The following is a 15827-nucleotide window of genomic DNA, read 5'->3' as shown; positions in this document are numbered from 1 at the left end:
GATTACTTTAAAACTATGAGTTATCTCAAAAAACGACTGCGCAGTTTTGGATTTGCGATTGCTGGTATCATCGCGTTTGTTCGCTCTGAACCACACGCGCTGCTGCACTTCATTGCAACGATCATCGTTGTTGGTGCAGGCTTTTATTTCCGCATCACAAACATGCAGTGGATTGCCATCCTCATCATGATAGGAATCGTTTGGATCACCGAAATGATAAATACTGTGCTGGAAAAGGTAATGGATCACGTTGCACCCGATTATCATCCCCGTGTGAAATGGATCAAAGATGTTGCAGCAGGGGCCGTATTAATTGCAGCCATCATCGCAATCATAGTTGGTGCACTTATCTTCATCCCCTACTTCTAAGCCGGCCCCAAGCCAGAACTGCCTAAAATAAAAACGCTTTTGCCGCAAGGCAAAAGCGTTTTTATTTGCAATATTATCAGGAAAATCAGAAGTCAACTCCCATACCAAAATACCAGATCGGACTTCCTCTAAAGAACGCAATCGCCGGCCATCCCGCATCAACTCTCAGGAAATACCCCGCAATCGTTGTTCTCGCACCAAATCCATACCCTCCTACAAACGGCCCAAGGAAACCTTCTTTCACCTTCACACTAATCGTTCCATCACTACCAGTATAATAAGTATAATTCGCATCCTTAAAGCTCAGCTTCTCATTCCATGCGGTACCAATATCAATAAACTGTGTCAGCTGGAAGTTTCTCAACAACGCTGAGTTAATCGGCCTTTGCAGGAATGTCGCAAATACTGGCAGGCGTAACTCAGAGTTAAACACCATCACGTTATTACCATTCCTCGCATTCTGCTTATATCCACGCAGCGGCGTAGCCAGCGTCTGATAAGCATAACTTGCATTTGTGGCTACCGGTGTATTGGTATTGATCTTAGGATTCAGCCAGTTGTCCGTACCACCTAAATAATACAACAGCTTCCTGGTACCCCATGACACATCCATAGAGAAACGGGTAGCCCAGATAAAGTTACGATAGATAGACTCATAGTGACGGGCATCGATCCCCATGTTATAAGTAAATCTACCCTTGCCGGTGGCATCGGTTGTGCCAAACGCCTCATTGATATTACCCGCTACCTTCGCCCATGCTTCACCATAGATCTTATACCTCGTACCATGCCAGATGTTGATGGCAGGATTGATGGTATTATCATATACATATTCCAAACGGCTCAGTACATATTTATCCTGGTAATCAGGCCATTTCAGTGAGTTCTGGTCAGACGCTGCAATCACAAACTTATCTACACGGTAACCTACCTGCAGGCGAATGCTTCGTGCTTCGTCAAACGGATATTTTACCTCTACCTGCCACAGGTTTGTCTTCATCTTGGCAGGATAATCAATCAGCACACTTCCTGAACTGTCTGTACCTATACCAGTATATTTCGCCACCTTACGGTAGTAAGTGAATTTATAGTCAAAGCGTTTTTTCAGATAAGAAGCAGAGAGGAAGTACTCTGTACCATCCAGTGAAGATGGAATACGGAAACCACCATTGATCTTGATATCTTCCATCAGATCACTTACTCCTAAACGGATCATACCATTCAGCGGATCTGACAACTGGATCGGTCCGGATGGCTGCCCGGTAAACGGCTGATACCTGTTCACCAATACAGAGTTATCCAGTTGCAGAATAAGGTAGTCAGAAGCAAATTTCCACTTGTAAGGCAGCAGCTTCGCTTTCTTCAGCAATGGCTCAATAGGTATTTTGATCGGATTACCATTGCCAGACATATCTGCAGTGGCATTGTTGCCGGTAAGATGGCTATTGGTCGTATCCTGCGGTTCATTGCCAAACTCACTCTGGAAGAAGTCATTGTGTTTTACTGTATCCTTCTTAGGCACCTGCGGACTTTTGTAAGTAGGCAGGCCCAGCCGGATACTATCCTGGTGCATTACATACGCACGATAAGCTGTAGGCCGATCGCTCACATTACGCTTTTTCAGTGAAATGGTATCTACTTTTAGCTTCTGCAGGATCTTATAGCCATATTGCTGGATCACCTGGGAAACCTCACTTTGATCGCCGGCGCCCCTTGTTTCCTTAATACCGTAAGAATAGTTGCTGAGTGGGAAAGTATAAGTAGAGTCTTTCGTAATTGATACCGCCATCACACTATCAGGTGCATTGGCACCATATTCCTGCAGGGCAGAATCCAGTTCCAGCGGATCCGGGTTATGCAGGATCTCATTACCTACAAAGAAGAGGGAGTCAACTCCGGCTCTTTCTGTTTTGAAGAAACCGGCATAACGGTTACGGATACCGTTAGCGTCGGATACAAAGGTAAAGTGTGTGGTATTATATTGAAGCGGGTTGCGTGCATCACCATATTTCATGTTAGAAAGCTGGGTGATTTGTTTGTCCGCACTCTTGTTCCAGTTGTCAACCAGGAAGATGTTGTAATGTCCTGCCGGCAGGGTGGTATCACCACCTTTGGCAGTAGGAGAAGGCCTGTTGGAAGAGAAGATGATACCGCTCTTACCCGGGAAGGCTACGAAAGACGGATCGAGGTCGTCATACACATCATTGGTAATCTGTTCGATCGTATTCTTGTTGATGCTGTAAACGTAGATATCGGTATGACCATTTTTCACAGCGGAAAGCAACAGTGAGTTATCGAATTCGAAGAAGTACTTCATATCGATCACCCTGTCAAACTTATTCAGGTCATATTTCATTCTTGTTTTGGTGATCAGGTCGTATACCATCAGTTTGGTCATGCCTTCTGATTCGTATACGATAGCGAGGCGGTTACCTTTCTGGTTCCATGCCAGCAGTGGGTAGTTAGGGTCCATTTGGTTCGCCTGCATACGCACACCATTCTTCAGCAGGGTGGTAGGATTGTCTTCACCCGTTTGCAGCTGTACTTTATAGAATCCTTTGGTATAAGACACGACAGCAAAGCTGGCATTTTTAGGATTGGCCTGGAAACGGAAGTAATCAGTTTTACCCAGCTCTTTCACGGCGATGGTACGGCCTTTGGTCGATTGACGCCGGCGGCGGTTATCGTCCTGATAGCGCTTGGTGTTGTATACGAAGAAGTCTTTCAGGGCAGCTTTAGGCTTGGTGTTCAGCACCTGCTCAAAGCCTTTTTTCAGACCCCTGTTAATGCGGGAGATATACATGAGGTAAGGAACAGCGTCTTTACCATATTTACTTTCTACATAATACCAGAACGCATGGCCAGCTAGTAGAGGTTGTTCGTAGGCGAACTGGTAGAAGTTTTTATACTTGTTGGACTGGACTGCATCCTTGAGCTGATCGTCGAGGGTGGTGTTCCAGTTTTCAGCAGCATAGGCTATGAATCCATCGGTGTACCACTTTGGAAAGTCGATCAGTACAGCATTGCCTGCGAACTCACCAATATCTTCTCCGAACAGGAGGTTTTCGAGCATCACACGGGCAATGCCCTGACGGATGAGAGAACGCAGGTGCTCATGGTTGCCATCAAAGTATACAATCAGCTTATTACCCACCAGCTTGGTTACCCCTCCGGTGTTTTGCCAGTCAACGCCAATGCCTATATTGGATTGCTTCATTTCCCCAAAGGAGTTGTATACAACGATGTTCACTTTCTGACGGAAGGTGAACTCCATAAACTCTTCCAGCTGAGGTAACTCCTTTTCTGCAACCTGAGCGACGTATTTTCCCAACTCAAGACCGTTTTGGCTGAAATAAGTATTGAAATGGCTGGTTTGATAGTAACGCCATTTAAAGTTCTTATGCTGTATGCGGTTTTGTCCAAATTCCACGCTATTCGTCTGCGCCATGAGGAGAAACGGGCCAAGTAATAGGGTACCGGTAAATAATAACCTGGTAATAAGTCTGTTCATACAGAAAGTATTGATAATATTGCGTTCTAAATTAAAAGTAACAAAAATCGGTAACAATGCTTGAAATCAAACATTTCACCTTTAATCCGTTTCAGGAAAATACCTATTTGCTCTTAAACGAAAAAAAGGAATGTATAATTATAGACCCGGGCTGTTATTTTGAGTCGGAAAGAAAAGAATTACTAACATATATCGAAAAAGAGGGATTAAATGTTACCCGCTTGTTGAATACGCACTGTCACCTGGATCATATTTTTGGCAATAAACTGGTGGCTGATACGTATGGGGTAGGGCTTGAGATTCATCCGCTGGATGCAGTGGTGTTGGAGCGCTCACCGGAATTAGGTCAGATGTATGGGGTGCCTTTTGAGGCTTCGCCGGCACCGGCCAGGTATTTTGAAGATGGGGAAAAGATACAGTTTGGGGATAATGAACTGGAAGTGTTGTTGACGCCAGGGCATTCTCCCGGAAGTGTGTGTTTTTATTGCGCAAAGCAGGGGTTTGTGATTGGTGGGGATGTGCTGTTTTACCAGAGTGTAGGTCGTACTGACCTGCCTGGTGGTGATCATCAAACATTAATTAACAGTATAGAGACGAAATTGTTCGTATTGCCGGATGAAGTGAGGGTTTGGCCCGGTCATGGAAAAGAGACGACGATAGGGTATGAGAAGAAGCATAATCCGTTCCTATAATCCCCCGATTTTATGGTGAATGGCAAAGCTATTCACCATAAAATCGGGCCGTGCCCAGATCGGACAGAGCGGAGCTCTGTCCGATCTGGGCACAAAAATTCCGGATCTATAATTTCGCAATAAACCTACCCACCACCGGCAACCTCCCAAACTCCCTCTTCTCCATTTTCAACAGGAACCACACATATCCCAAAAACAAACCTGTCGCCACCAGCAAATTCACCGGCTTTGCAGCATACACATCACCCGGAGACAAAATCGTCCTGTTCAGCAAATCAAACACATAATACACTAACACCGCACTCCCTATATAAGTGATAATCTTTGGCAAATGATAAGGAATGGGATAATGCTTCTGCCCCCATGAATAGCAAATCAACATCTGTATAAAATAGCATACCATGGTAGCCAGCGCCGCACCAAAATAACCGAATATAGGAATCCACCACCAGTTGAAGAAGAACGTAGCCGCCGCAGTGATCAGGGTAATAATCGCCCCGCTCTTCGTCTTGTCCGTCAGCTTAAACCAAATGGTCAGGTTATAATAAATACCCAGGAACATATTTGCCAGCAACAACACCGGTACAATCTTCATACCTGGGTAGTACACTGGTTTCCGTAGGAAGATCTTCCATATATTCAGATAAAGACTCACGAATAAGAACATAAAACACAACAGGATGACGAACAATTTCATAATCCTCGCATACGTTCGCTGTGGATCTTTCCCCTCTGCCTGCTTAAAAAAGAATGGTTCTGCCCCTAACTTGAAAGCTTGTATGAACATCGTGATCAGGATAGCCAGTTTGTAGTTGGCGGCATAGATACCAATCAGCTGTTTCTTTACCTCCATATTATTCCCAGGCAGGAATTCCGGCAGGAACCACGCCCTGTCAAACGTTTCATTTACCATACCCGCCATTCCGAAGATGACCAGTGGCAATGAATAATTGAGGATCTTCCTCCAAAGGGTGAAATCGAAGTTGGGCTTTATCTTCAGTAACTGCGGTAAAAATAATAATAAGGTCACTCCACTCCCCAGCATATTGCTCAAGTAAATGAACCCTACCTGGTTGCCGGTATTCACCACATTAGGAGCAAACTTAGGCAGTACGACCAAAAAGAATATATTGAACAGGATCGTGGTAATGATACCCGACAGGCGGATCATAGCATACCTGATAGGCCGGTTTTCCAGTCGCAACTGGGCAAAAGGAATCGCCGTGAGCGCATCAAATGCCATAATTAATACCACCCATGTATAAAACCAGGGATGCCCTTTCAATCCCCCCAGTGAACCCAGGTATGAATTGATGACCGTTCCCCGCATCAGGAGCAGCAGTATGGTAAAACCAATAGTGGTAAAAATAAGGGACAACATAGATGTACTCAGCACCTGCGTCTTGTTCTCCTGCTTGGCAAAGCGGAAGAAAGCCGTTTCCATCCCATACGTGAGAATAATATTCATGAAAGGGACATAGGCATATACAGTAGACATTTCCCCATATGCCGCCTGGGTCATTAATTCCAGGTAAAGGGGAGTCAGAAAGTAATTCAGCAACTTGCTAGCGATGTTACTAAAGCCGTAATAGATGGTCTGTCCTGCCAGTGATTTAATACTACTCAATGCCCTTTATTTTTACCAAAATTAACTATTCCAGCCCTTTCCGGCGAAGCTGTTTTTTGTCAGATTGTATTTTCTTCAGATTTAACCGCTTTTCTTTGGCAGCCCTGGAAGGTTTGGTAGCGACGCGTTTTTTAGGTCGGATCATCGCTTTCTGTACCAGCTCATTCATTTTTTTGATCACCAGCTGCTTGTTGCCCAGCTGTGTCCGTTCCTCCTGCGATTTTACCTGAAGCAGGCCTTCACTCGTCAGGCGGTGGGCTAATTTTTCTAATACAAGGGTTTTCTGTTCGGGGGTTAACAATTGGGATGTTGCTACATCAAAGTACCCCTCTACCATAGTTTCTACCTTGTTCACATTTTGTCCGCCCTTACCTCCGCTGCGTGCAGTTCGGAAAGTAATCTCGGGCGTGAGATCGAGGTCCATTAAATTAACTTTTCTTTATAACTGTTTATTGTAATTTAATAAAGGTACAATTATTAAGAGTATTCATTGACCGGGCAGGCAAATGCGCGTTGTTTGGCTGTCGCGAAATGAACCGTTGTCCGCTCTGTAATGTACTGATACATAAACCCAAACCCTTGACTATGACATTTTTCAACCCTGCTCAACTCCGCGTTCTGAAATCCGGCTGGATTATAGCCGTCATTGCATGGCTGCTGCTTTTTGTTCCACATGCACCGGGTTATATAGTCAACACACTCACAATCACAGCTCTGCTAAGCTGGGAATTTGTGGTGAGCCGCCGCTGGAAGGACTTTTTTATCATGGTATTGGTATCGGGCATTGCTTTTTCCCTGCAACATATGCTCATGAACCATTTGCCGGATAGCAACCCTGCCGCCGCCGGGGCACTGGGTCACCTGAACCTGTTTGCGGCTTATATTGTCGCAATCACCACCCATTATCACCTAATGGGTATAGAGAATAATTTCTCTGCGGGTCTGCTGGCGACCGCTATATTTTATTTACTGCCAAAGACAGGCAATCCTTTTAGCAGTAATTATCCTTTCACCGGAACTTTGAAAGAGGTGGTGTACCTGTCTTCTGCATTGATCATACTGTACATGAAAGTGCTGTGTTATTATGTCATCCTGTTTCTGGTAGAAAACGGTTATCGTCTGCGTCATTTCATGGAGCGGCTGCCCTCTAAGGTACAGGTGTACAACAGGTGGGAATACCTCTTTATTTGGATGGTATTGTTCTTTGCATATATGGGTTGTATTGGGGACCTGAGTACCCGTGTACGCATGCTTTTTGAAGGACAACAGATGCCGCAAGAATCTACGCCTATGAGTATTCTCTTTATGATCTCGTCAATCTTCTTTTTATATGTTGGGGCTATTATGCTACGCAATGTAATTACTGGCAGATCCTTGACTATAGGGCATTATAGCCCGTGGGTGTTGTTGCTGCATTTGTTGCCCGTAGTGAATATTGGAGCAGCCGTTTATTGTTTTTTAGCACCTGAAAAAAGAGAGACACATATGAAAAATGCAGCGAGCTACCTGCAGGCAAAACGCCGGTATGCACGTATTGCAATGATCGTATTGGGTATCGTCATCACAGGGTATAATATTTATACCATGCTCTTTGTGCCTACAGGTCTGCGGCTGGTGGCGATCGGTATACTTGCATTGTTATATTTACTCAAAATAGGTGCTTACCTGAAACTCTCTGCTGGTAAGACATTTGTGTACATCGTGATCGGATTGAATATATTGACGGTCGCATATGCTTTCAATGATTACTTTATATTTTATCTTGCATTGATATACCTGTATTATTATTTCTTAATTGAGACTTTCTATCCTGAACTGGAAGCAGAAGATATCATGGAGATTGCAGACAGGGAGTAACTAAACAATTATATTATGCGCGCAGTTATACAGCGGGTAACCAGGGCCTCCGTGACCGTGGACGACCAGACTACGGGTAGTATACAGACAGGCTTGCTGGTACTGTTAGGGATAGAAGATGCAGACAATGCGGAAGACATTACATGGTTGAGTAATAAACTCGTCAATCTACGGGTGTTTGGTGATGCGGAGGGCGTGATGAACCTGTCGGTAAAAGAGGTGGATGGTGGCATACTATTAGTTAGTCAATTTACATTGTTCGCAGCGACAAAAAAAGGGAATCGTCCATCATATATCCGCGCCAGTAAGCCGGAAATAGCCATACCATTGTATGAGCAGATGATACAGCAGTTAAGTCAGGATCTCGGGAAGCCAGTGGCTACTGGTATTTTCGGTGCTGATATGAAAGTAGATCTGCTGAACGATGGACCCGTGACAATATTGATCGACACAAAAAATAAAGAATAAAAGGAATCAAAGGTAAGCCCAGCAGGCATTGGTTTTCCTAAAAGCCGGCCGCAGGCCCACCCGCCCGGGAAAAAATTGCTGACTCCGAAGGAGTCAGCAATTTTTTCGCAATTTTAATTTTCAATTATAAATTCAAACACCAGCCTCCAAAGCATGACTATCAAAGAAGCGCAGGACCAGATCGACCACTGGATCAAAACAGTAGGCGTTCGTTATTTCAGTGAACTTACCAACATGGCTATCCTCACTGAAGAAGTCGGCGAAGTAGCCCGTATCATGGCCCGCAAATATGGAGACCAATCCTCCAAACCCTCCGACCTTCAAAAAGACCTCGCCGATGAGCTGGCCGACGTCATGTGGGTACTCCTCACCATCGCTAACCAAACCGGCATCGACATGACCGATGCACTCACAAAGAACTTCGAGAAAAAGAACATCCGCGATGCCAACAGGCACAGGGAAAATGAAAAATTACACTAGGCAGGTTTTTTGTTAAATCAACTATATGCAGAAACCCGGATTTTTTAAGAAATACTGGCAAATCCTGAAGCAAACTTTCAGCGATTTTATGGACGACAAGGTACTTAAACTCAGTGCCGCTTTATCTTACTACACGATCTTCTCCATCGCCCCCATGCTCATAGTGATCATCACACTATGCGAAGTATTCCTGGGCAAGGAGGCTATCGAAGGCAGCATCTACGGACAAATCAACTCCTTTGTCGGTAACGACGCCGCCCTTCAGATCCAGCAGATGATCAAAAACGCCGCTCTTTCCGGTGATTCTACCTGGGCCACCGTAGTGGGTATCGTGACCCTGATCTTTGGCGCTACCGGTGTATTCGGCGAAATCCAGGATTCTATCAATTTTATCTGGCAGCTAAAAGCCAAACCTAAAAACGGTATACTCAAAATACTCATCAACCGCCTACTCTCCTTCTCTATGGTGATCTCCTTAGGATTTATCCTCCTGGTATCCCTGGCGCTGAACGGCCTGATCGAGTTATTTAGCAAACAACTGGCCCGTTTACTTCCCGAAGTGACCATGGTATTGGTGTATGTGATCAACCTGTGCCTTACTTTTGGCGTCATTTCCCTGTTGTTCGCCATCATTTTCAAAGTGCTTCCAGACGCCAAAATAAAATGGAAACATGTCATCGTAGGGGCTATGACCACCTCCGTCCTCTTCATGGTAGGCAAATTTGGCATCGGCTTTTACCTCGGCGCCAGCAAGGTCGGCACTGCTTACGGTGCGGCCGGAAGTATAGTGATCATCCTGCTCTGGGTATACTACTCTGCCATCATCCTCTACTTTGGGGCTGAGTTTACACAGGTGTATGTACAATACCATGGGGAGCAGATCAGGCCCAATGAGTATGCAGTCTATGTAAAGGAGGTACCTGTAGAACTGGAAACCAATCTGGAAGCTGCCGAAAAAAAGCCCCCTACCCCATAAGAGCGGGCACAAAAAAGTTATATATATTTGCGCCATTATGGCAACAGATCAGAACAAATTCCAGGCGATTATTTCGCATTGTAAAGAATATGGCTTCGTTTTCCAGTCCAGTGAGATATATGACGGCTTAAGTGCGGTATACGACTATGGCCAGTATGGAGCCCAGTTAAAGAAGAATATCCGCGACTATTGGTGGAAAAGCATGACCCAGATGCATGAAAACATCGTGGGGATCGATGCGGCTATTTTTATGCATCCGACTACCTGGAAGGCGTCAGGGCACGTTGATAATTTCAGCGACCCAATGATCGACAACAAAGACAGCAAGAAACGTTATAGAGTAGATCACCTGATCGAAGCCCATGTAGATACTCTTCCAAAAGAAGAAGGTGAAGCCCTGCTGGGAAAAATGGATCTGCTGCTGAAAGAAAATGATTTTGATGGTCTGAAGAAACTGATCGAAGACAACAAAATAAAATGTAGCGTCAGCGGTACCGTTAACTGGACAGATGTACGTCAGTTCAACCTGATGTTCTCTACCCAGTTAGGTAGCGTAACCGACGAGGCTAGTGAAATTTACCTCCGTCCTGAAACTGCTCAGGGTATCTTCGTGAACTTCCTGAACGTGCAGAAAACGGGTCGTATGAAAATACCTTTCGGTATTGCTCAGGTAGGTAAGGCTTTCCGTAACGAAATCGTAGCCCGTCAGTTCATCTTCCGTATGCGCGAATTTGAGCAGATGGAAATGCAGTTTTTTATCCGCCCTGGTAGCCAGAAAGAATGGTATGCTTACTGGAAAGAAGAGCGTATGAAGTGGCACCTGAGTCTGGGTATCGATCCTTCCAAATACAGATTCCATGACCACGTAAAGCTGGCACACTATGCTGATGCTGCTGTGGATATTGAATTTGAATTCCCCATTGGTTTCAAAGAAGTAGAAGGTATCCACTCCCGTACAGACTTTGATCTGAAGAGCCATCAGGAATTTAGCAGGAAGAAGATTCAGTACTTTGATACTGAAATCAATCAGAACTACGTACCATACGTAATCGAGACCTCTATTGGTCTGGACCGTATGTTCCTCCTCACCGTATGTAATGCTTACGAAGAAGAAGACCTGTCCAAAGATGGTAAAGAAGATAGCCGCGTAGTACTGCGCTTCCCTGCTAAACTGGCACCAACGAAACTTGCGATCTTCCCGCTCACTAAAAAAGACGGTTTACCAGAAATAGCAAAAGAACTGATGGATGCATGTAAACCACATTTCTATTGTTTCTACGAAGAGAAAGATGCGATCGGTAAGCGTTACCGCCGTCAGGATGCGATCGGTACACCATTCTGTGTAACCATCGACCACCAGACCAAGGAAGACAACACCGTTACCATCCGCTACCGCGACTCCATGGAACAGGAAAGAATCCCACTGGATAAAGTAAAAGAACTCGTCCTGAACAAAATCAACGAATAACAATATTGGCGGGAGTTTGTGATCCGGGCGTACGCCCGGATCACAAACTCCCGCTATGCGAAAAAAGGCAGGGACTTTCGGTCCCTGCCTTTTTTCGCTTTTTACTTTATTTTCTATCCATACAACTCCAGATGTATATCATGCCTATCATACCCCATCCCCAATATCTTCCCCTTCGCCTCATCAATCATATTCTTCCACCCACACAAAAAGAAATACGCCGGCTCCTTATTTAGCGCCAACAACTCCTCGTAAATCAAATGCACATACCCCTTCTTCCCCGTCCACCCATCCTCACACCTTGACAACGTCGGCGAATACCTAAATCCCTCCAACTCCGCCTCCAACTGCCACAATTCCTTCGCATACAACAAATCACACTCCTTCCTGCACCCAAAAATCAAATGTATCATCTGATGCGGTATCTGATGCGTATGTATATGATGCGCCATCGCCCTGAACGGCGCCACCCCCGTTCCCGTACAAATCAAATACAACTGCCTGTCCAGCGTCTTCGGTAGCGTAAACGCCCCCAGCGGCCCTCTCACAGGAAACTCACTCCCCACCTTTACCTCATTAAAAAGATAAGTCGTTCCGGCCCCTCCTTCCAGCAACACAATCACCAACTCAAACTCATTCGACCCATCCGGCGCCGATGCAATAGAATAACTCCTCCATCGCTTTTTTCTCTCTTCATGAATAGGTAAGTCCAGGGTTACAAATTGTCCGGGTTTAAAATCAAATCTTTCCAGCTCCCTTATCTGTATCCAGAACCGTCTCGTGTTATGTGTCTCCTGCACAATGCGGGTCACATAACCTGTATACCAGTGGTCCAGCATATTAAGTGGAATTTATTACTTAAATATCGCGAATTTTTACTGAACCAGCGACCGTTTTCATCAGATCAAAGAATGACCAATAATTCGTAACTTTGCTTCCCTCATGAATATTCAGGCTGTATTACAATTATACCAGCGCGACACCCGCCTGCAACAGCTGGTGAAAGGGATACATTTGTCCCATCCTCAGTATTTTCAACTTACAGGATTAACCGGTAGCACCCCCACATTTATCGCGGCAGGCGCGTGGGAACTGGCGTCTTCAGTTAACCACCTGTTCATTTTAAATGATAAAGAGGAGGCTGCCTATTTTCATAATGATCTGGAGCAACTCAGTCAGGCCCTCGATATTTTCTACTTCCCGGATTCATTCAAAAAAGTAGGTCAGTTCAGCGATCTGAACAGCAGCCATAGCATGCTGCGTACCGAAGCCCTCATGAAGTTCTCCGGCGATAGCATCCACAAAAAGATCCTCGTCACCTACCCCGAAGCCCTATGGGAAAAGGTAGCCGCCTCCATGGCCTTCAATACCAACATGGTCCAGTTGAAGGTAGGCGATGTGCTCAAGGTGGACGATCTGCTGGAAAAACTCGTCAGCTGGGGCTTCAGCTTCACTGACTTCGTATACGAACCGGGGCAGTATGCCCTCCGTGGGGGTATTCTTGACATCTACTCTTTTGGTAATGAAAAACCTTACCGCATAGAGTTGTTCGGAGAAGATATCGACTCTATCCGCATCTTCGATCCGGAAACCCAGCTCAGTGAGCGCAAACTCACCCAGGTAACCCTGATCGCCAATATGGATACCCATAACCTGGACCATCAGAAAACCTCCCTGCTGGAATTCCTGCCTGCCAATACCGTAGTCTGGATGAAAGACCCGGGTTATGTGCAGGATGTAATTTTGCAGTTGGAAGAGAAGCTGGATGCTTTCTTACAATCCGGCCAACAGGTGAGGATTGATGAAGATGAGAAGATGGAACTGAAGGAGACAGATTTTGTAAAGGCTCATCTCCTCATGCAGCAGATCCTGCAAAGGCACTGCATCGTCTTTGGTTCTAAATTGTGGTGGGAAGAAACGAACCGTAACTTTACCCCACTGAACTTCGAAACACAGGAGCAGCCAGTCTTTAACCGTCAGTTTGAAATGCTGATTAAAGACCTGGAAACCCACAATAAAAATAAATACAACCTCTTCATCTTCGCCGAAAATGCCCGCCAGCTGGAAAGGTTGCGCAGCATATTCGAAGACCTGAAAGCGACCTTCACTTTCTTCCCGATACCGGTGCCGGTAAGCCATGGCTTCATTGATCATTCATTGAAACTCGTGTGCTATACAGATCACCAGATCTTCCAGCGTTACCACAAGTACAAGGTAAAGCAGGCGTACAACAAGAATAAGGCGCTTACCATGAAGACCCTGCGCGAATTGCAGTCGGGCGACTTCGTAACGCATATCGACCATGGTGTAGGTATGTATAGTGGTTTACAGAAGATAGAAGTAGGGGGTAAAATGCAGGAAGCCATTCGTATCATTTACAAGAACAATGACCTCCTGTATGTGAACATCAACTCCCTGCACAAGATCAGTAAGTTCACCGGCAAGGAAGGCCAGGAACCCAAAGTCAACAAACTGGGTAGTGATGCATGGGATAAGCTGAAAGAAAAAGCGAAAACACAGGTTAAGGATATCGCTAAAGACCTGATCAGGCTATACGCGGCACGCAAGGCCCAGCAAGGATTCCAGCATGCACCGGATACATATCTGCAAACTGAGCTGGAAGCTTCTTTCATCTATGAAGATACCCCTGACCAGAGCAAGGCCACTGCCGATGTAAAGAGAGATATGGAATCGCCTGCACCAATGGACAGACTGGTATGTGGCGACGTTGGTTTTGGTAAGACAGAAGTAGCAGTGCGTGCAGCATTCAAATCCATCGTAGATGGTAAGCAGGCTGCAATACTCGTACCTACTACCATCCTCGCTTTCCAGCACTTCAAAACATTTGCAGACCGACTGAAAGATTTTCCATGTACAGTAGATTATCTGAATCGCTTTAAATCTGCAAAAGAAAAGAAAGAAACACTACAGCGACTCGCTGAAGGAAAGATTGATATCATCGTTGGTACGCATGCCTTACTGAGCAAGGATGTGAAGTTCAAAGACCTCGGTGTGCTGATCGTCGATGAGGAACAGAAATTTGGTGTGGCAGCAAAAGAAAAGCTGAAACACATCAAGTTGAATGTAGATACACTGACACTAACGGCTACGCCTATTCCGAGAACATTACAGTTCTCACTGATGGGTGCGAGAGACCTTTCTGTCATCAATACGCCGCCACCTAACAGGCAGCCGATTGAAACAGAGGTACACGTATTCGATCATGACATGATCCGCGATGCTATCTATTACGAAACGGAAAGAGGAGGACAGGTTTACTTTGTATACAACCGTGTGAAAGGTTTAGGCGAGATCAGCAGTCTCATTAAAGGCTTATGTCCTGACTTGTCTGTCGCTACTGCGCACGGGCAGATGGAAGGTCATCAGCTGGAAGAAGTGATCCTTGATTTCATCGATCGTAAGTACGATGTACTGGTATGTACCAACATCGTGGAGAGCGGTGTGGATATTCCAAATGCAAATACCATCATCATCAACAATGCACATCACTTTGGATTAAGTGACCTGCACCAGTTACGTGGTCGTGTTGGGCGTAGTAACAAGAAGGCATTCTGTTACCTGCTGGCGCCACCCATGAGTACATTGCCTGCTGACAGCCGTAAGCGCTTGCAAACGCTGGAGCAGCATAGTGAACTCGGTAGCGGTTTCCAGATTGCGATGCGCGACCTTGATATACGTGGTGCCGGTAACCTGTTAGGTGGTGAGCAGAGTGGTTTCATGTCAGATATCGGATTTGATATGTACCAGAAGATCCTGGACGAAGCGATCCGCGAACTGAAACAAAATGAATTCAAAGATCTCTTTAAAGAACAGCTGGAAGAGAAGAAAGATTATGTAAGCGATTGTACCATCGATACAGATCTTGAAATACTCATTCCTGATAGTTATGTAGAAAGCATACAGGAGCGTTTGAACCTGTACCAGGAACTGGATAATATCACGCTGGAAAGTAAGCTGGTTGCATTTGAAGAAGAACTGAAAGATAGATTCGGTCCATTGCCTGAACCGGTATTGGAACTATTATGCCTGGTGCGTTGTCGGTGGATGGCGATTAAGTTAGGTTTTGAGAAGATGATGATGAAGAATGAGACATTACGTTGTTACTTTATCAACAACCCGGATTCGCCTTACTTTACATCGCCTACATTTGATCATATATTGAACTATGTACAGACAAGGGTGAACAATGCGAAGCTGAAACAGTTAGGTACGAACTTTATGTTAGTAGCAACTAAAATTACTAACATGAATGATCTGTATAATTTCCTGAAAAATATGGAAGATGCAAGGTCATAAGGAATAAAATATTTAAGCCGTCCGCAAGGACAGTCCCACCAATCCCCGGAGTTTTGCCGAAG

The 15827-nt window shown here is 45.2% G+C and carries 11 protein-coding genes and 1 pseudogene; 8 read left to right on the top strand and 4 right to left on the bottom strand.

Going from position 1 to position 15827, the window contains the following annotated elements; genetic code table 11:
* Positions 1–15 precede the first annotated feature (15 nt).
* Entirely contained in the window at positions 16–369 is a 354-nt protein-coding gene (locus SIO70_RS03570; protein ID WP_083722176.1) for a diacylglycerol kinase family protein, read from the top strand.
* Between the two features lie 85 nt (positions 370–454).
* Here the strand turns inward: SIO70_RS03570 and SIO70_RS03565 are convergent, their stop codons facing one another.
* On the bottom strand, positions 455–3880 hold the full coding sequence (locus tag SIO70_RS03565; protein WP_320579496.1) for a hypothetical protein: 3426 nt from the start codon (positions 3878–3880) through the stop codon (positions 455–457).
* Positions 3881–3936: 56 nt separating this feature from the next.
* Here SIO70_RS03565 and SIO70_RS03560 point away from each other — a divergent pair, with 56 nt between their 5' ends.
* Positions 3937–4572, top strand: coding sequence for an MBL fold metallo-hydrolase (locus tag SIO70_RS03560; protein WP_320579495.1), 636 nt, complete (start codon positions 3937–3939; stop codon positions 4570–4572).
* A 106-nt stretch (positions 4573–4678) separates the two neighbouring features.
* Here SIO70_RS03560 and SIO70_RS03555 read toward each other — a convergent pair whose 3' ends face one another.
* Positions 4679–6199, bottom strand: coding sequence for a lipopolysaccharide biosynthesis protein (locus tag SIO70_RS03555; RefSeq protein WP_320579494.1), 1521 nt, complete (start codon positions 6197–6199; stop codon positions 4679–4681).
* A gap of 25 nt (positions 6200–6224) precedes the next feature.
* Positions 6225–6623: pseudogene (gene arfB, locus SIO70_RS03550) on the bottom strand (alternative ribosome rescue aminoacyl-tRNA hydrolase ArfB); the annotation flags it as partial.
* A 161-nt stretch (positions 6624–6784) separates the two neighbouring features.
* On the opposite strand from arfB, the gene SIO70_RS03545 reads away from it, so the two are divergent.
* The 5 genes from SIO70_RS03545 (at position 6785) to SIO70_RS03525 (ending at position 11448) form a co-directional block, all read left to right on the top strand.
* Positions 6785–8056, top strand: coding sequence for a hypothetical protein (locus SIO70_RS03545; protein WP_320579491.1), 1272 nt, complete (start codon positions 6785–6787; stop codon positions 8054–8056).
* A 15-nt stretch (positions 8057–8071) separates the two neighbouring features.
* The gene (dtd, locus tag SIO70_RS03540; RefSeq protein WP_320579488.1) at positions 8072–8524 is read left to right on the top strand and encodes a D-aminoacyl-tRNA deacylase; all 453 of its coding nucleotides are present in this window, start codon (positions 8072–8074) and stop codon (positions 8522–8524) included.
* 153 nt (positions 8525–8677) lie between these two features.
* Positions 8678–9004, top strand: coding sequence for a nucleotide pyrophosphohydrolase (locus SIO70_RS03535; RefSeq protein ID WP_320579486.1), 327 nt, complete (start codon positions 8678–8680; stop codon positions 9002–9004).
* 25 nt (positions 9005–9029) lie between these two features.
* Positions 9030–9980, top strand: coding sequence for a YihY/virulence factor BrkB family protein (locus SIO70_RS03530; protein ID WP_320579485.1), 951 nt, complete (start codon positions 9030–9032; stop codon positions 9978–9980).
* A gap of 37 nt (positions 9981–10017) precedes the next feature.
* The gene (locus SIO70_RS03525; RefSeq protein ID WP_320579483.1) at positions 10018–11448 is read left to right on the top strand and encodes a glycine--tRNA ligase; all 1431 of its coding nucleotides are present in this window, start codon (positions 10018–10020) and stop codon (positions 11446–11448) included.
* A gap of 113 nt (positions 11449–11561) precedes the next feature.
* On the opposite strand, the gene SIO70_RS03520 is transcribed toward SIO70_RS03525, so the two are convergent.
* Complete coding sequence (locus SIO70_RS03520) at positions 11562–12287, bottom strand: ferredoxin--NADP reductase (RefSeq protein WP_320579480.1); 726 nt, start codon at positions 12285–12287, stop codon at positions 11562–11564.
* Positions 12288–12390: 103 nt separating this feature from the next.
* Here SIO70_RS03520 and mfd point away from each other — a divergent pair, with 103 nt between their 5' ends.
* A complete protein-coding gene (mfd, locus tag SIO70_RS03515; protein WP_320579478.1) occupies positions 12391–15765 on the top strand; it encodes a transcription-repair coupling factor in 3375 nt (1124 codons plus the stop codon).
* Positions 15766–15827: the final 62 nt, after the last annotated feature.

The organism is Chitinophaga sancti, from assembly GCF_034087045.1.
GTDB lineage: Bacteria > Bacteroidota > Bacteroidia > Chitinophagales > Chitinophagaceae > Chitinophaga > Chitinophaga sancti_B.
Note: the sequence above shows the minus strand (reverse complement) of the source record. Positions and strands in the feature narration are given on the sequence as shown.

Excerpts from the sequence above, each read along its gene's own strand:
- SIO70_RS03570 (WP_083722176.1), top strand. The coding sequence starts at position 16 with ATGAGTTATCTCAAAAAACGACTGCGCAGTTTTGGATTTGCGATTGCT.
- SIO70_RS03565 (WP_320579496.1), bottom strand. The coding sequence starts at position 3,880 with ATGAACAGACTTATTACCAGGTTATTATTTACCGGTACCCTATTACTT.
- SIO70_RS03560 (WP_320579495.1), top strand. The coding sequence starts at position 3,937 with ATGCTTGAAATCAAACATTTCACCTTTAATCCGTTTCAGGAAAATACC.
- SIO70_RS03545 (WP_320579491.1), top strand. The coding sequence starts at position 6,785 with ATGACATTTTTCAACCCTGCTCAACTCCGCGTTCTGAAATCCGGCTGG.
- dtd (WP_320579488.1), top strand. The coding sequence starts at position 8,072 with ATGCGCGCAGTTATACAGCGGGTAACCAGGGCCTCCGTGACCGTGGAC.
- SIO70_RS03535 (WP_320579486.1), top strand. The coding sequence starts at position 8,678 with ATGACTATCAAAGAAGCGCAGGACCAGATCGACCACTGGATCAAAACA.
- SIO70_RS03530 (WP_320579485.1), top strand. The coding sequence starts at position 9,030 with ATGCAGAAACCCGGATTTTTTAAGAAATACTGGCAAATCCTGAAGCAA.
- SIO70_RS03525 (WP_320579483.1), top strand. The coding sequence starts at position 10,018 with ATGGCAACAGATCAGAACAAATTCCAGGCGATTATTTCGCATTGTAAA.
- SIO70_RS03520 (WP_320579480.1), bottom strand. The coding sequence starts at position 12,287 with ATGCTGGACCACTGGTATACAGGTTATGTGACCCGCATTGTGCAGGAG.
- mfd (WP_320579478.1), top strand. The coding sequence starts at position 12,391 with ATGAATATTCAGGCTGTATTACAATTATACCAGCGCGACACCCGCCTG.